A 16,311-nucleotide genomic window follows, 5' to 3' on the forward strand; every position below is an offset into this window, starting at 1 on the left:
ACTTGTTTACCTTATTTGCCGTTCTCCTGAACGAATATACATAAGCTATAAAAACTATCTAATAGCTACCCAAAACCCTTATTTCCCACTCAAGTTCAACATTAAATTTATCCTTTACTGCATCTTTTACTTTGTTGCCAAGGTTTTCCAAGTCAGATGCAGTTGCATTATCGTAATTGAGCAAGAAGTTACAATGTTTCTTAGAGATTCTAGCTCCACCAATATTTAACCCTAGGCAGCCAGATTTATCAATTAACTCCCATGCTCGGTAGTTTTTTGGATTTTTGAATATGCACCCAGCAGTTTTTCCTCTTATTGGCTGGCTTTTATTTTTCCTCTCAATAACTTCCTTTAACCTTTGCAGTATAAGCTCATACTCTGAGTTTACTCCTTTAAACTCAGCTTCAATAAAAATCCAATTTCCTTTTAGGCTATGTCCACGGTAAAAATACCCCATTTCTTCGCTGGAGAACTCATATAGGTTTCCATCCTCTAGATTCACTGCTTTTATGGATTGTACAACACTTGCGATATCACTACCATATGCACCTGCATTCATTTCTATTCCGCCACCAACTGTTCCTGGAATTCCAACTAGAAACTCCAACCCACTAATCTGCTGATTTCCCGCAAAGTGAGCAAGGTTGCTGAGCAGCACAGCTCCCCCAGCTACAATAGAGTTGTTACCCTTACTTTTAATATATGCAAACTCCTTACCTAATTTTACTGTTATTCCTCGAATGCCACTATCTCGCACTATTATGTTGGATGTTGCACCAATAACGCTAACTGGCAGTTCAGTATTTTTAATCAAGTATGTTAAATCTTCAATATCACATGGTTTAAATAATACATCAGCTCGTCCACCAACATTTAACCACGTCGCTTTAGACATTAAGACATCATAACGATAGATTCCACGTACTTTAGGTAAGCTTATAAGCATTTTGATTTCAACTCTAATCCTGCATCCATACCCATTTTCTCCGCATCTTCTATAAATGAAGTGCGCTCAGTGAAGTATATATTTTTTCCACTTGCTAACATACAACGAAGGTGTAGCATATTTTCGCTCACATATTCAGCCAAAGCTGCAAGTGGTGTAAAACATGAACCATTCACTGTCTTCATAAAACTGCGCTCTGATTTCACTCCTATAAAAGACATATTATTATTAATTTTCTCTAAAAGATCGATAATTTTTACATCATTCCTTCTACATTGAATACAAATCGCTCCCTGTCCCACTGCACTTAACATAACTTTTGGTGGTAATACCTCTGTAATTAAGTGATGTTTTTCTAATCTTATGAGTCCTGCTTCAGCTAAAATTATTCCATCAAAACTTTGATTTTGCAATCTAGTTGTTACATTTCCACGTAGCGGTACTATATTTAAATCTGGTCTAACATTTAACAACTGAACTTTTCTTCTTATTGAAGAAGTGGCAATAGTAGCCTGCTGTGGCAAAGACTCAAGGCTATTGTGTTTATGAGAAATAAACGCATCGCATGGACTTAGCCTTTCTAAAACACAAGGAATTGTTAAACCCCCTGAGAAAAACGCAGGCATATCCTTTAGCGAATGAACTGCCATGTCTATATTATTTTCGAGCAATTCAGCCTCAATTTCTTTGATGAATAATCCTTTACCTCCTATTTCAGCAAGATTTGCGTTTGCATACTTATCTCCAGAAGTTTTTATCTTAACAATTTCAATAGATAAGTTAGGAAAAGAGTCCAGCAACTTTTGTTTTGCTTCCAAAGCCTGGGCAACTGCAAGCTTGCTTCCTCTGGTGCCTATTTTGACTAGCATGTGTACGATTGTTTGTCTGATGTCATTCAAGTAGCTAACTACTTGGATCCAGTTTATATAAACCTTTGCATTTATTGTACTTTAACTTAAAACCAAAAGCAACTTTGACTTTACAAAATAATAACCTTTTATATGCATAAATAAGCTTACTGGATTCTAGTACTTGCATGACAAGGTATAAACCTTATCGTCATACCACCGCGAACCGTCATACCGTCACGGTATCTCTAGATCCCGCTAACAAGCAGCGGGATGACGGTTGTCGTTTAGCTATAAATATTAAAAAATTTACCAAACGAAAAAAAAGGCAAAAGAAGCCCCGTGGTTGGCTAGTTACTTACATTATACTTTCAAGTATGGCGTTTTTTTATTCTAAACGTCTAATAACCACGACTCAGCTGCTTTTAAGCTGCAACTAATCTAAATTATAAACATTAAGAAATTTACTAAACAGAAAAAAAGGCAAAAGAAACCCTAGGGTAGCTAGTTATTCACTATCCATCTTTTAAGTTGGCGTTTTTTAATGTTTTAAATGCTTTATAAGCGTATTTCAGCTTGTGTAGGTAAAAACCTAGAAATTTGATAAAGACATAGAGTGCACATAGTGCAAAAAATTAAACATGAGACGCCAGATACGTTGAGTTTTTTTGTCATTTAATCTGTACAGAGAAGATAAATAAATAGCTTCGTTTTCATGATAAGGGAGCTGGCGAGGCTTGTCAAGGAATTTTTATGACTTAGTGTCACACGCTGGAATGACATTTGGGAGTTGTTGTCCACTTCTAAATGATAAGAGCCTCAATGAATTTATTAGTTTATTACATGTCTCTTTTCATGTATAAATCTATAGAAAGTTTTATACGGAAGTTGTTTTATGAGCAAAATTATAGAAATCAGAGCACCAAAAACTCTTGGTGGTGAATCAGTTACAGAAGGTATAGTAAAAATAAAGAAGGGTATTGGAGAAGCAGTAAAAGTAGATGACTTGATCTTTGAAATTGAAACTGACAAAACAGCACTCGAATTAACTGCAGAAGCTTCGGGGCAAATAACTGAATTTCTTGTAAAGGAAGATGATGTAATAAGTCCTGATCAATTGTTAGCGAAGCTTTCCATGGGAGAAGTAAAAGAGGAAGCGAGAAAAGAAGATAAAAGCGAAAGTGCTGCTAAAAAAGATGCTCCATCAGCTCGTAAAATTATGGAAGAAAATGCAATCAGTGCAGAAAGCGTCAAAGGAACTGGCATGGGAGGCAGAATAACAAAAGCAGATGTGATAGGCCATATGAACAAAGCTGAACAACCTGCAATAAAACAATATGAATTGCCAAAAAGTGTAGTAAATGGAGAGCAAAGAGAGGAACGAGTAAAAATGAGCAAAATAAGGCAAGTAATTGCCGCTCGTTTGAAAGCATCGCAAAATACTGCTGCAATACTGACCACGTTCAATGAAATTGACATGAAGAATGTCATGGATCTAAGAGCAAAATATAAGGACGCCTTTGAAAAAAAATATGGAATAAAACTTGGTTTTATGTCGTTTTTTATAAAGGCAGCGGTGCAAGCATTGAAAGAAATTGCTGAAATTAACGCTGAAATCTCAGGCGATGAAATCATATATAAACATTACTATGACGTAGGTGTTGCTGTTGGCACCGATAAAGGTCTTGTTGTACCAGTTATTCGGGGTGCCGATCAGATGTCATTTGCAGAAATTGAGTTGACTTTAGTTGCTCTTGGCAAAAAAGCTCGTGAGGGTAAATTACAAGTATCAGAAATGGAAGGTGCAACATTTACCATCTCAAACGGTGGAGTATACGGTTCACTTCTTTCCACTCCGATAATAAACCCTCCGCAATCTGGAATACTTGGAATGCATTCAATACAAAACAGGCCAGTTGCTGTTGGTAATGCAGTAGAAATCAGACCTATGATGTACATTGCTCTCTCTTACGATCACAGAATAGTTGACGGCAAAGGAGCAGTAACTTTCCTCGTTAAAATAAAAAATTATATAGAAGATCCAAACAGGTTAGTTTTGGAAGTGTGATTATAAAATAAGTGATTATTAATCTAGTGTTGCTAAAAGCCTAAATATCATCTAGCTCTGCCAGCAGTTTAGCAACTTCCGGATGATCAGGGCCATAATGTTTCTTAAAGATGGATGAAGCCCGTGCAAACAACTCCTTTTGTTTCTTATGGTTACCTAGGTCTTGTCGACATAAAAAAATAGTGATATAGAGTACTCTTTATTAATAGGTAAAGAGAATGCTATATGATTTAAAAGATGAGCAATGGGAGAGAATAAAAAACAGTCTGCCAGGTAAGGAAGGAGATAGAGGAAGAAGCGCAAAAGATAACAGGAGATTCGTAGCTGCAATAATGTGGATAGGTAGAACAGGAGCAACATGGAGAGCATTGCCGGCTGAGTATGGAAAATGGTCAAGTGTACATAAACGTTTTATAAGGTGGGCAAAATCTGGTGTTTGGCAGATGATTTTCAACACATTAGCTGTTAATGGAGACACAGAGTGGCTCATGATAGACTCAACAATAATCAGGGCACATCAACATGCTGCTGGTGCAAGAAAAAAATGTGGAAACTGGTAGACAAGAACAAGAGCTGGGACGGTGCAAAGGAGGATTTTCAAGCAAATTACACGCTGCTTGTGATGCTTTGGGCAACCCACTGAGATTCTTTGTTACTGCAGGGCAAAGATCGGATTACGTAAAAGCTTTAGACCTGATAGAAGGCAAGAACATGGAGGCACTTATTGCCGATAAAGGGTATGACGCAAATTATATGATTGAGGCTGCAGAAGCTGTAAATGCTGAGCCAGTAATCCCACCGCGTTCCAACAGAAAAACACCAAGAGAATATGACAAAGAATTGTATAAAGAGAGAAACTTAATCGAAAGGATGTTCAACAAAATCAAGCACTTCCGCAGAGTTGCTACACGCTACGACAAATTGGCCATAGCTTTTCTGTCTTTTGTTCACATTGCTGGCATTTATCTTTGGTTAAAATAAATGTCGACACTGCCTAGACCTAAATTTTTTGTACCTTCCAATACTCTTGCAACATTTACTTTGCTATTCTCAGAAAATTTCATAAAAAATGTTTTGTTATCTATTCCGACATCTTCTACGATCCCTTCATTTTCAATAGCACTTTCACCGACTTCTCTCAGTTCTTTAAGCCATTTATCTATCTGTGGACGAACCTCTTGATACAGCTTGTTATGAACTTCACTTATTCGCTTATCCTGCAATAGATCGTAACTGAACATTGCTCCACTTAGCATCAATTCACATATTATATCTTCCTTCTCATTTTCTTTGCATGGGATCGAAAGCATTTTCAATATTACTGCATCAGCAAAACTCGTCTGTCCTTCACTATATGCGTTTATCCTGATTCCAGCATGTAGTGCTTGATCTACAACTTTGTTCAGTTCACTTACACTTTTTACCTTTACCACTGCATTTTTAAACCATATCAATTCTGCATTTTCAATTGCACTCGGCTCTATCTTGTTTAAAGCTGGAATAAATGGATTTGAACTTTGACGATTTGAAGATTTTGTGTTATAAAATTCACGTCCTTCTCCAAAGTTGATTACGAGATCTCTAGGGGAAGGCACACTTTCAGGCTTCTGAGTCTTCTTATCGCCTGCAAAGACAGGCCACCAGTTACTAGTACGATCCATGGCATCAAATATTTCCGGTAATCTGCTAAGATCGTTCTTATTACCTGTTTCGTTTGTAAAGTTAGACCTCTGGTTTTTCTTGCCAGTACGCCTTATACCTTCAATAGCACTAGATAGTCCATTTGGTAACTTTTTAGAATCAATGATTAATTCATAAGTATTTCCATCTATATCATCAAATGATACTGTTTTTTTAGTAGTCATATAAGCCTCCTATATTAAGCATATTATCTAAGTCTATAGCGCAATTTATTGCTTTACTATTAACTTAATATACAAATTATAGAAAGATCTTGTATAGTTTGCAACTATTTATAATAAAAGAACAGATCTATTCAGGCTTTTATTCCTTTATTGTAACTTAATATACAAGCTATACAAAGATCTTGTATATTTTGCAACTTTTGTGATGTCTTTTTCCAAATCTCAGCTATAGAAATATGCTTTCCTTAAAGCACGCATAGCTTTGCTACTTGATTTTTATATTTATTATTCATATTTCGTATTGTTTGCCACTAGCAGTGGTAGCCAAACTTCCCAAACCTGAAAAATTTGGCATTCCCATACCTTTATAACAGGTCGTTTTTCTTAAAGCTGAGATGGCCTTTGTCTGTTACCAGAATATGATCTAACAGCTCAATGTTCACCGATTGACACGCAGATGCCAATTCCATTGTCATATTTTTATCCTCTTCTGATGGCTCTAAACTTCCTCCAGGGTGGTTGTGAGCTAATATTATTGATGCTGCCTTCCTTCCGATTGCATTTTCTACCACTTCCCTTTCATATAGATGCACTTCATCTATTGTACCAAAATGCACGTCGTCGTCTATAAAACGGCGCTGTGTATCCAAATATATTATCTGGACAGCTTCTCTCGCTGAGAGGCCTATACTTACCCTTATATATTCTATGAGCTTTTCGTTACCCATTACCGGTCCTCTCTTTAACCCTTCTCTTAGTGCCCTCTTGTTAGCTTCCTTAACACATGTAATCACTACAACTGCAGGTTTAGTTACTCCTCTTATCATTTGCAGTTCATCTATTTCCCGACCTAGAATGCCTCCTATTCCTGTACAAGTATTCACTAGATTTTTAGTAATAGCTTGAGCTTGATGTACTGAACTTAGAAGCGTTTCCATTATTTCATCATCAGGTAGAGCTTTACCTCCACTGTTCAATGCTCTAAATTCTATTTCTTTTCTACGATCTTTACTTTTATTCTTATTATTCATATAATATATCCTTCACTAATAATAAATTATTTTTAAATGTTTACTGCTATTTTTTTAGCAGTATTGGCATAAGGCCATAGCTTTCGGGCGAAGTCAAATCAATTTTTCAATTTTTTTTTGTTTATTTTTTTTATGGAAATATAAAAGATATTAATAATTGCTGATTTCTTTAAACAATGTCGTTTTTAGACTCGTATTTTAAGGTGATATAAATCTATTGCTTCAGCAGGTATACCTATTGTTTGGGAAATGGCGTCAACAGAAACACCTAATATAAGTAGGTTATTTGCAACTTTGATCCCCTCTGCTTTATCAATCTTTTCTTTGTAAATCTGCTTTCTTTGGGATAAAAATTCTACCCATACATCCAGTTCATCTTGTGATTCTTGATTGTTAATTTTTTGTAACTCTCTCGCCCAGCTTAATAGTTCTTTTTCTCCTTCACCATCTTCGTCTTCACAGCAGTCTTCTTCCGTTGATTTAAGCACCAGATCCTTAGCATCCACTGACAATTTTCTCGCTATTTCCCATAACCTTTCACCGAACATGGTGCTCCCTTGTTCATAGTAATGTACCTGTGGACCTCCTACACCAAGCTCTTTTGCTAATTCCTCTTGCGTACACCCTTGTATTATTCTCCACTTTTTCATCTCTTGTCTTTTGCTTCGACGCTTAGAACCTTTTTCCTCTTTATTATCATATTCATCAGCTGATAAACCTGTTGCTCGGTAGATTATATCAGTAGCAAATCCTGCCTTTAGCATATTCTTTGCCATTCTTATTCTCGCTGCTTTTACATCATTTTCCTCTTCAGCTCGAATAGATTTGGTTAATGCATAAATCGCTTTACGTGATTCTCGCCCCCTTGTTTTTGTGTATTTTCCTATGAAATCGTACATCCATTGGATCTTACTTTTATCAAAACAACTGTTTTCTTTGAGTACTTTTTGTCTAGGAAGTAGATCACTCAAACTAACTGATAATGCATCTGCTATAACTTGTAATTCTTCATCTGGAATGCCACATATCCCTTGTTCATATCTTCGCAGCGTATGATAGTTTATACCTGTTTTGTCTGCTAGATCTTTTAGGGTATATCCTCGCTTTAGCCTCCAGCTTCTTATCTTTTGCGCTATTTTATATCTTGTAGCGTTAGTATGCTTTATACGGCTACTATTAATGTTACTAGCGGTCACTCTTTTTCACATAAACAAACATATATACCTAATCATAAACACTCTGAATAAAGACCTTAATTTTCATTTGCTTTGGACGATGGCTTCATCCTACTTGCTGCAGCAGATTTAGAGTTTCTTCTTGATGGTTTCTCAATCTCATAACTTCTGTATTTCAGCTTTTTAGTTTCTTTTCTAGCCAGTCTATCCGCCTCCTCGTTATACGTATTACCATTGTGAGCTCTAACCCACTTCCAATTAACGTCATGCTGTAAGGCAACTTCATCTAGCTCTTTCCATAATTCCATGTTTTTTACTGGTTTTTTAGTTGCTGTTCTCCAATCATTTGCCTTCCACTTGCTGATCCATTCTGTTATACCCTGTTTAACATAGAGACTATCTGTATGTAAAATAACCTCACAAGAAATTTTTAACATCTTTAGCCCGTTAATTACAGCCTTTAATTCCATCTTGTTGTTCGTTGTGTTTTCTTCACCTCCAGAAATACGTTTCTTGATAAAGACACTTTTATTTTCATACATAACTACAGCAGCCCAGCCTCCTGGACCAGGGTTTCCAGAACACGCTCCATCCGTATATATTGTAACCTTCTTTTTTTCGCCCATGCTAACAGGATATATTTTTAACTTACAATTTGCTACTGAAAATATTGACATTAAGTTTCAAGATCTTTATCATGTAAAGGTGTGGGAAACCTGTCCTCACGATGTTAGGTAAATCGTAATTGAGTTTTTACGCTCGTATTTTTATTAGGCTCCCACACCAAAAAGCGTATCTTTGATGTCTCCTACAGCTCCAAATTCATGGTATCCATTTGCCGGTCTTTTAAGGCGCTTTACAGAAGGGTTGATTAAAAGATGTATAAAGGGACGTCTAAGGTGCATAGTAGCATTCTAGGGCCATCTATGAAGGTAGTTTTTTGCCAACTCTTGAAATTCAGCTAAATTTACCACTTTAATAGACCTCAGCATAAAAGAGTTGAATATTTCTTCAGAATTGTGTATAATTATTAATGCTTTTTAGGTACTCTTGCTATGGCTCTTTCTAAGTTCCTTGACGTACGAAATGATGTCGCGTTCAAAAAAATATTTGGTACTGAAAAAAATAAGGATATACTTATTCACTTCCTCAATGACATCATTGGCTTCACTGGTAAAAACCAAATAAAGGATATAGAGTTTCTAAGTACTATTCAAGACCCTGATATCGCCGCTAAAAAGCAAAGTATTGTTGATGTTCTCTGTAGAGATGAAAATGGGATGCAAGTGATCGTCGAGATGCAAGTTGCTAAAACTAAAGGATTTGAAAAACGTGCTCAATACTATGCTGCTAAAGCTTATTCAAGACAAGCTGATAAAGGTGATCAATACCAAGACCTTAAGGAAATTATCTTTATTGCTATAGCAGATTGTATCCTGTTTCCGGACAAGTCTGAGTATAAATTAAAGCATACTATTCGGGATGAAGATACTAATGAACACGATCTAAAAGATTTTTACTTCATATTTATTGAATTGCCAAAATTTCCAAAAACCAAAGAGGATCAGCTTTCAAATATAGTTGAAAAATGGGTTTATTTTTTTCGATATGCAGACGAAACTAGTGAAGAAGAGCTGGAAAAAATAATAGGTAGTGATGTAATAATTAAAAAGGCCTATGAAGAGCTAAATAGATTCAACTGGTCAGAAAAAGAATTTATTGCCTATGAACAGGAAATAAAACGTATTCTTGATGAACAGGCTGTCCTCGCTCAAAAACTTGATGATGCTAGAGAGGAAGGTAAAGAAGAAGGTAGAGAGGAAGGCATCCTTATCGGACATGAAAAAGGCAGAAAAGCAGAGAAAATTGAGGTCGCAAAGAATCTACTAAAAGCAGGTGTTTCTATTGATATTATAGCTCAAACTACTGGTCTTACAGTTAACGAAGTCAAAGACTTAATCTGATTTTATTTTTTGACACCTAGATGAACATCTTTGTACTAGATGAAAACCCAGTAATTGCAGCACGAATGTTATGCGATAAGCACATAGTGAAAATGCCATTAGAAACTGCTCAATTACTTAGTAGTGTTTTTTCAATCGCATTAAAAGCGCCAAATCCTTTTGTCAGTATCACAAACCAAAATATAGAAGTTCCATATAAACTTACTCACAAAAACCATCCTTGCTCTTTATGGGCTAGGCAATCGAAAGGAAACTTTTGTTGGTTGATAGAGTATGGAAAAGAATTGTGTAAAGAGTATACACAGCGATACAAAAGGAAGCATAAATCAGAGGAAGTAATAAATTGGTGTGATAGTAATAAGGATTTACTCATTTTTCGATCAACTGATATGCAAGCTTTTATACAAGCACTGCCGGATCAGTATAAATGCAGCAGTGCTGTGGAAGCTTATAGGAGATATTATCTCAAGGAAAAGATGAGATTTGCTAAGTGGGAAAAAGGTAGAGAAGCACCAGGTTGGATAATCTGCTACACAATACCACAGCTAATATAGCTCATAAATAAAGAAGCCATCCAAATCGGACATGAAAAAAGCAGGGAAGAGGGCGAAAAACAGGCTAAAATAGCTGTGGCTAAAAATTCACTCAAGGCGGGTGTTTCTATTGATGTTATTGCTGAAATAACAGGGTTTTCTGTTGATTATATTGAGAAAATTCAAGAAAAGAAGTTTTAGCCATAACGTTTTTTTTATTAAACCCTCTATTCTAGGCAGTGTCGACATTTATTTTAACCAAAGATAAATGCCAGCAATGTGAACAAAAGACAGAAAAGCTATGGCCAATTTGTCGTAGCGTGTAGCAACTCTGCGGAAGTGCTTGATTTTGTTGAACATCCTTTCGATTAAGTTTCTCTCTTTATACAATTCTTTGTCATATTCTCTTGGTGTTTTTCTGTTGGAACGCGGTGGGATTACTGGCTCAGCATTTACAGCTTCTGCAGCCTCAATCATATAATTTGCGTCATACCCTTTATCGGCAATAAGTGCCTCCATGTTCTTGCCTTCTATCAGGTCTAAAGCTTTTACGTAATCCGATCTTTGCCCTGCAGTAACAAAGAATCTCAGTGGGTTGCCCAAAGCATCACAAGCAGCGTGTAATTTGCTTGAAAATCCTCCTTTGCACCGTCCCAGCTCTTGTTCTTGTCTACCAGTTTCCACATTTTTTTCTTGCACCAGCAGCATGTTGATGTGCCCTGATTATTGTTGAGTCTATCATGAGCCACTCTGTGTCTCCATTAACAGCTAATGTGTTGAAAATCATCTGCCAAACACCAGATTTTGCCCACCTTATAAAACGTTTATGTACACTTGACCATTTTCCATACTCAGCCGGCAATGCTCTCCATGTTGCTCCTGTTCTACCTATCCACATTATTGCAGCTACGAATCTCCTGTTATCTTTTGCGCTTCTTCCTCTATCTCCTTCCTTACCTGGCAGACTGTTTTTTATTCTCTCCCATTGCTCATCTTTTAAATCATATAGCATTCTCTTTACCTATTAATAAAGAGTACTCTATATCACTATTTTTTTTATGTCGACAAGACCTAGTAATTTTAATATTGCAATCCATTCTAATGTCTGTACAATGCCTTTTTTATATAAATACTTAATAGGAGGGGTTAATGCCAACACAGAAAGAGCTTCGGGCTACGATGTCCAAAAAATTACAGGAAGCTATTAAACATCCAGATCCAGCAGTTGCTGCCGGGAGGAAGTCAGCTATCAAGAGATGGGTGGGAGTCCTTCAAGATAACTTTATGGAGCACATAAAATACTTTAAGGGTGATAAGTTGAAGTTTTTGCACAATGTATTCCAAGATGAAGGTTGCTGGTCAGGTGTAAGGTTGGATAATGCTGCTTTAGGTCAAAGGTTTACTGAAGAAAAAATAGGTGGAATAGATAATCCACTTCGCAAATATGAGATGGCTTGTAGTTACTGTGTGGTAGATAAAATTCATCCACTCTTTCAAAAAAGATTTGAATCTTATAGGAACAATTTTCCTCCTGGTGCATTTGATGGTAAAACTGAAACTGAAATTGGCAAATACGTACGAAACTCGTTACTAGATAGCATAAAGAGGAAAGGTCCTGTGTTTGATTTCTGGATCGATAGAGAATCTGGGGGATTAAAGCAACCAAGTAACGCGTCAGAAGGTTTTGACAGTGCTGTAAAACTTAAGTGGAGTGAAGGAGTAGAGTATTTTTATAATCATTTAAAAGAAGAAGATAAGGAAAAGAAACTTACAGAAGCTATTATTGCTCTGTCTCGCGTTCAATCTGTTGAGAAAGATGCTCCTATTTTAGATTTTTGTGTAAGGAATATAGGTGATAAAGATACTCTTTTACAGAAATTGCTGCAGAAAGATAAGGGAGTATATTCCCTTCTTGCTGAATTAATAGAGTCATGTTTTTTTGATACGGTTCATGATTTGGTACAGTGCTGGTGTTATAAAGGCGTTTCAGCAGGAGGAGACCATTCAGACAAAATATTCTCACAGCGAGAGTATGAACTTCTTCTTTCATCACTCTCAGATGTAATGTTGAAAAATTCTGAGTCAAGTGTTCAAGCTAGATCTGTTATTATGAAGATTTGGGGATGTGATCACTTTTATAAACACAAGAAGGCTGCCGTTAATACTTCTAATTATACAGTTCATGTAAGTGGTATGCTTGCAGGATTAATAGTCAATTGGAAGCGAGAAGATAGTCATGAGTCTGATAGGGAAAAAGAAATAGAGAAAAAAGAAATATTAGATATAATGTCATTTGCCAAGAATTGCTTCCCTGAAAAGTTTGAACTTTTTAAAGAAGTCATGATAGAAAACCTTAGATTATGTGGTAGGGAAGGAATGGAAGAAAGTATAAACTACGATGATTTGGCGAAAGAATTGTTTTCTGAGTTAGAGAAAACAACTTTACCTCCTGGAGGTGATGGCCCTAGGTATGATTTACGGACGCGATCTCAAGCTCATGGTAGTAAGAAAACATCTTTGCCACTTGATGGTTCTGGTGATGGTCCGCAGTCCAAGTTTGAAGCTCCTAGTGTGAGTGGTGTTTCTAGCCGTAGAAAATAGAGGGGTATCTTATATGAATAATGGTGATGGACTTATTAGGAGCGTCGAACAAGAAAAAAATCTTGTTAAACCGGAAAGAAACTATTTCTTCACTTCCATAGCAATTTTTATATATAATTTATCAAGAAGTACTTCTGCAGTTATAACCGACTGATCAATGGTGCTTAAGTGCCCGTTTAGGAGCGTGGTTTTGGAGGAACGGTTAAACCACTGATGGAGTCTATTATGACTACCTCGATTAGAAGATTGTATAATCTAACCGTCCCAAGCTTAAGTGCTTCTCCATTATAAGTTATAGTAGGATAATTACCATGATAAAGGCAAAAAGTAAACTAGAAATAGTGAATCCTGATACAGCAGGAATTGATATCGGCTCAGCTGTACATTATGTATGTGTACCTGAAGGAAGAGATGAACAACGTGTCAAAAAATTTGGATGCTTTACAGTTGATCTTCATAACTTAGCAGGGTGGTTAAAGAAATGTAAAGTTAGAACAGTAGCTATGGAATCAACAGGAGTATATTGGATTCCTTTGTTTCAAATACTTGAGTCATATGGATTTGAGGTAAAATTGGTAAATGCACGATATATTAAGAACGTGCCTGGTAGAAAATCCGACGTTCAAGACTGTCAATGGTTACAACAATTACACAGCTATGGATTACTCCATGGGTCGTTTAGACCTGATGATCAAATGTGTGTGTTGCGTAATTACGTTAGGCAACGTAGCAACCTGATTGAAAGTGCATCCACACATATTCTACGTATGCAAAAAGCGTTAATTCAAATGAACGTTCAATTACACAAAGTCATAAGTGATATTACTGGAGTGACCGGTATGCAAATTATCAAAGCAATAATTGAAGGTGAAAGGAATCCTGAAAAATTATCAGAATTGAGAGATGTACGGATAAGAAATGATAGATCTACCATGGCAAAAGCGCTAAAAGGCGACTACAGAAAGGAACTCTTATTTGTGTTAAAGCAAGAATTTGAATTGTATAATATTTATCAGGAAAAAATAGCAGAATGCGACAAAAGCATCGAACAATATTACAAAACATTTGAAACAAAATCTGACGAGAATAAGCGATGCAGCAAAATAAAGAATAGGTTTTCAAAAAACAGACCAGACTTTCCTTTACACGAAGAACTGTATAGAGTAACCGGTATTGATTTTACTAAAGTTCCTGGGCTTGATGTGCTAACTATACAAACAATTATCTCAGAAGTTGGTTTGAACCACGATAAATGGCCATCAGAGAAGCACTTTACTTCTTGGTTGGGGCTAAGTCCTGCTAATAAAGTTACAGGGGAAAAAGTATTTGGGACGAGAACTCGCAAAGTTATTGCTCGTGCTGCAAATGCTTTTAGGATGGCTGCCCAGTGTGTGTCAAGAAGCAACAGTGGGATTGGTGCATATTGCAGAAGGTTAAAAAAACGACTAGGAGCACCGAAAGCGATTACCGCTACGGCTAGGAAATTGGCGTGCATTTTTTATAGTATGCTAAAGTATGGACAGGAATATGTAGAGAAGGGCATTGATTACTATGAAAAGTTATATAAGGAAAAAATAGTGAAGACTCTAAGCAAGAAAGCTAGTGAATTTGGTTATGTCTTGATTAAAAAAGAGCTACTAGCAGAAAGAGTTTCTTAGAAGATTAGCCTCTCACACCCAAAATAGGTATTTTTGAAGTTTTTTATAGCTACTAAATTCATGAATTCATTTGCCGGGGTTTTTAGGCGCTTTATGATGGGGATATAAAAAGATGTACAAAAGGACGTCTAAGGTGCGTAGTAGCATTCTAGGATCATCTATGAAGGTAGTTTTTTGCCAACTCTTGAAATTCAGCTAAATTTACCACTTTAATAGACCTCAGCATAAAAGAGTTGAATATTTCTTCAGAATTGTGTATAATTATTAATGCTTTTTAGGTATTCTTGCTATGGCTCTTTCTAAGTTTCTCAATCCAAAATTAGACTTAACCTTCAAAAAGGTCTTTGGTACCGAAAGAAATAAAAACATTCTTATTCACTTCCTCAATGATATCTTAGGATTTACCGGGATAGATACTATACAAGAAGTTGAGTTTCTTAGCACCTATATGGATCCTGAAGTCGCCTCTGATAAACAAAGCATTGTTGACGTCCTTTGCAAGGATTCTAGTGGGTTCAGATACGTGATTGAGATGCAGCTCGCTCGTGATAGAGGCTTTGAGAAACGCGCTCAGCTATATGCTGCTAAAGCTTATTCAAGGCAGGTTGGAAAAGGTGGCGAGTACATCGATTTAAAAACAGTATTCTTTATTGCTATTTCCGATAATACGCTATTTCCTGAGGAGGTTGAGTATATTTCCACTCATAATATACGAGATATAAAAACCAACGGACATTACTTAAAAGATTTTCAGTTTGTCTTTATTGAGTTGCCTAAATTCGCAAAAAACAAAGTAGAGCAGCTAGAAAGTACAATAGAGCGCTGGTGCTTTTTTTTCAAGTATGCAGAAGATACTACAGATGAAGACCTAAAAGATATTGCAGAAAAATCGCCAATAATAAAGCTAGCATACGATGAGTTAGACAAGTTTCGCTGGAATGAGAAAGATCTGATAGCGTACGAAGAAAGGATAATGGATCTGCGGAAAGAAGAAGGCATCCTCGCTCAAAAACTTGATGATGCTAGAGAAGAAGGTAGAGAAGAAGGCATCCAAATCGGGCATGAAAAGGGCAGGGAGAAAGGGAAAGAGGAAGGCAGAAAAGAAGAAAAAATTGAAGTCGCAAAAAACCTACTTAAGGCTGGTGTTTCCATTGATATCACCTCCCAAATAACCGGCCTTCCTCAATATGCTCTTTTATGAAAAAATATTTTACTCTTTTTGACTGGCCAGGGCTTTTTTTAAAATGTCTCTTTCTCTTGTTACTTTTGCTAACTCTTTCTGTAAATCAAATCTCTCTTTGTCATAAGGTGCTACATCTGGAAATGCATTTGCCGCTGACTTTTTTTCGTTGTGTTTCTTTATCCATTTTCCTAATAAACCACCCTTTATTCCTAAATCCTTTGCTATTTTTGTAATTGTTTGACCTGCCTTTCTTTGTTCATTTGCCAGCTTAACAGCTTCCAATTTGAATTCTGCCGTATATTCTCTTGCCATTTCTAATCCTCCAAAATTTTATTTTACCCGAAAAAACTCCTTTCTTTCTCTCCACTTTTTCTGGGTAAGGTCAAGAAGCCTATTGTCTAATTATGTACCTAAATTTTATTACGGCACTTTCACTACT

The 16,311-nt window shown here is 36.4% G+C and carries 12 protein-coding genes and 3 pseudogenes; 7 read left to right on the top strand and 8 right to left on the bottom strand.

Annotated elements, in window-relative coordinates:
* Window positions 1–58 precede the first annotated feature (58 nt).
* Both murB and hemC read right to left on the bottom strand, forming a co-directional pair.
* A complete protein-coding gene (murB, locus tag AAGD50_RS04910; RefSeq protein WP_264723671.1) occupies window positions 59–946 on the bottom strand; it encodes a UDP-N-acetylmuramate dehydrogenase in 888 nt (295 codons plus the stop codon).
* A complete protein-coding gene (gene hemC, locus AAGD50_RS04915; protein WP_264724258.1) occupies window positions 937–1,815 on the bottom strand; it encodes a hydroxymethylbilane synthase in 879 nt (292 codons plus the stop codon). The genes murB and hemC overlap by 10 nt, the downstream gene beginning before the upstream one ends.
* Before the next feature lie 874 nt (window positions 1,816–2,689).
* Here hemC and odhB point away from each other — a divergent pair.
* Together odhB and AAGD50_RS04925 are read left to right on the top strand one after the other, a co-directional pair.
* Entirely contained in the window at window positions 2,690–3,862 is a 1,173-nt protein-coding gene (gene odhB / locus AAGD50_RS04920; RefSeq protein WP_264723672.1) for a 2-oxoglutarate dehydrogenase complex dihydrolipoyllysine-residue succinyltransferase, read from the top strand.
* Between the two features lie 218 nt (window positions 3,863–4,080).
* Window positions 4,081–4,843, top strand: a pseudogene (locus AAGD50_RS04925) (IS5 family transposase).
* Here AAGD50_RS04925 and AAGD50_RS04930 read toward each other — a convergent pair.
* The 4 genes and pseudogenes from AAGD50_RS04930 to rnhA all read right to left on the bottom strand — a co-directional run.
* Complete coding sequence (locus tag AAGD50_RS04930) at window positions 4,825–5,727, bottom strand: hypothetical protein (RefSeq protein ID WP_264724144.1); 903 nt, start codon at window positions 5,725–5,727, stop codon at window positions 4,825–4,827. The pseudogene AAGD50_RS04925 and the gene AAGD50_RS04930 overlap by 19 nt on opposite strands.
* Before the next feature lie 365 nt (window positions 5,728–6,092).
* Complete coding sequence (locus AAGD50_RS04935; protein WP_341810019.1) at window positions 6,093–6,758, bottom strand: RadC family protein; 666 nt, start codon at window positions 6,756–6,758, stop codon at window positions 6,093–6,095.
* Between the two features lie 185 nt (window positions 6,759–6,943).
* The gene (locus AAGD50_RS04940) at window positions 6,944–7,954 is read right to left on the bottom strand and encodes a helix-turn-helix domain-containing protein (RefSeq protein WP_264724143.1); all 1,011 of its coding nucleotides are present in this window, start codon (window positions 7,952–7,954) and stop codon (window positions 6,944–6,946) included.
* A 170-nt stretch (window positions 7,955–8,124) separates the two neighbouring features.
* Window positions 8,125–8,559 (bottom strand): annotated as a pseudogene (gene rnhA / locus AAGD50_RS04945) (ribonuclease HI); the annotation flags it as partial.
* Window positions 8,560–8,988: 429 nt separating this feature from the next.
* Here rnhA and AAGD50_RS04950 point away from each other — a divergent pair.
* Together AAGD50_RS04950 and AAGD50_RS04955 are read left to right on the top strand one after the other, a co-directional pair.
* The gene (locus AAGD50_RS04950; protein ID WP_264724140.1) at window positions 8,989–9,897 is read left to right on the top strand and encodes an Rpn family recombination-promoting nuclease/putative transposase; all 909 of its coding nucleotides are present in this window, start codon (window positions 8,989–8,991) and stop codon (window positions 9,895–9,897) included.
* A 20-nt stretch (window positions 9,898–9,917) separates the two neighbouring features.
* Window positions 9,918–10,451, top strand: a complete 534-nt coding sequence (locus AAGD50_RS04955; RefSeq protein WP_264724139.1) for a pyrimidine dimer DNA glycosylase/endonuclease V — start codon at window positions 9,918–9,920, stop codon at window positions 10,449–10,451.
* A gap of 228 nt (window positions 10,452–10,679) precedes the next feature.
* On the opposite strand, the pseudogene AAGD50_RS04960 reads toward AAGD50_RS04955, so the two are convergent.
* A pseudogene (locus AAGD50_RS04960) lies at window positions 10,680–11,442 on the bottom strand (IS5 family transposase).
* 137 nt (window positions 11,443–11,579) lie between these two features.
* Here AAGD50_RS04960 and AAGD50_RS04965 point away from each other — a divergent pair.
* The 3 genes from AAGD50_RS04965 (at window position 11,580) to AAGD50_RS04975 (ending at window position 15,890) form a co-directional block, all read left to right on the top strand.
* Window positions 11,580–13,031 (top strand): cytoplasmic incompatibility factor CifA, encoded by a 1,452-nt coding sequence (locus AAGD50_RS04965; protein ID WP_341810020.1) that lies wholly within the window; start codon window positions 11,580–11,582, stop codon window positions 13,029–13,031.
* A gap of 311 nt (window positions 13,032–13,342) precedes the next feature.
* A complete protein-coding gene (locus tag AAGD50_RS04970) occupies window positions 13,343–14,689 on the top strand; it encodes an IS110 family transposase (protein ID WP_174515809.1) in 1,347 nt (448 codons plus the stop codon).
* Window positions 14,690–14,978: 289 nt separating this feature from the next.
* The gene (locus tag AAGD50_RS04975) at window positions 14,979–15,890 is read left to right on the top strand and encodes an Rpn family recombination-promoting nuclease/putative transposase (protein ID WP_174515810.1); all 912 of its coding nucleotides are present in this window, start codon (window positions 14,979–14,981) and stop codon (window positions 15,888–15,890) included.
* A gap of 9 nt (window positions 15,891–15,899) precedes the next feature.
* Here the strand turns inward: AAGD50_RS04975 and AAGD50_RS04980 are convergent, their stop codons facing one another.
* Window positions 15,900–16,184: a transposase gene (locus AAGD50_RS04980; RefSeq protein ID WP_264724049.1), complete on the bottom strand. Its 285-nt coding sequence runs from the start codon at window positions 16,182–16,184 to the stop codon at window positions 15,900–15,902.
* Window positions 16,185–16,311 lie beyond the last annotated feature (127 nt).

This window comes from Wolbachia endosymbiont (group A) of Apotomis capreana (assembly GCF_964027025.1).
Taxonomy (GTDB): domain Bacteria; phylum Pseudomonadota; class Alphaproteobacteria; order Rickettsiales; family Anaplasmataceae; genus Wolbachia; species Wolbachia pipientis.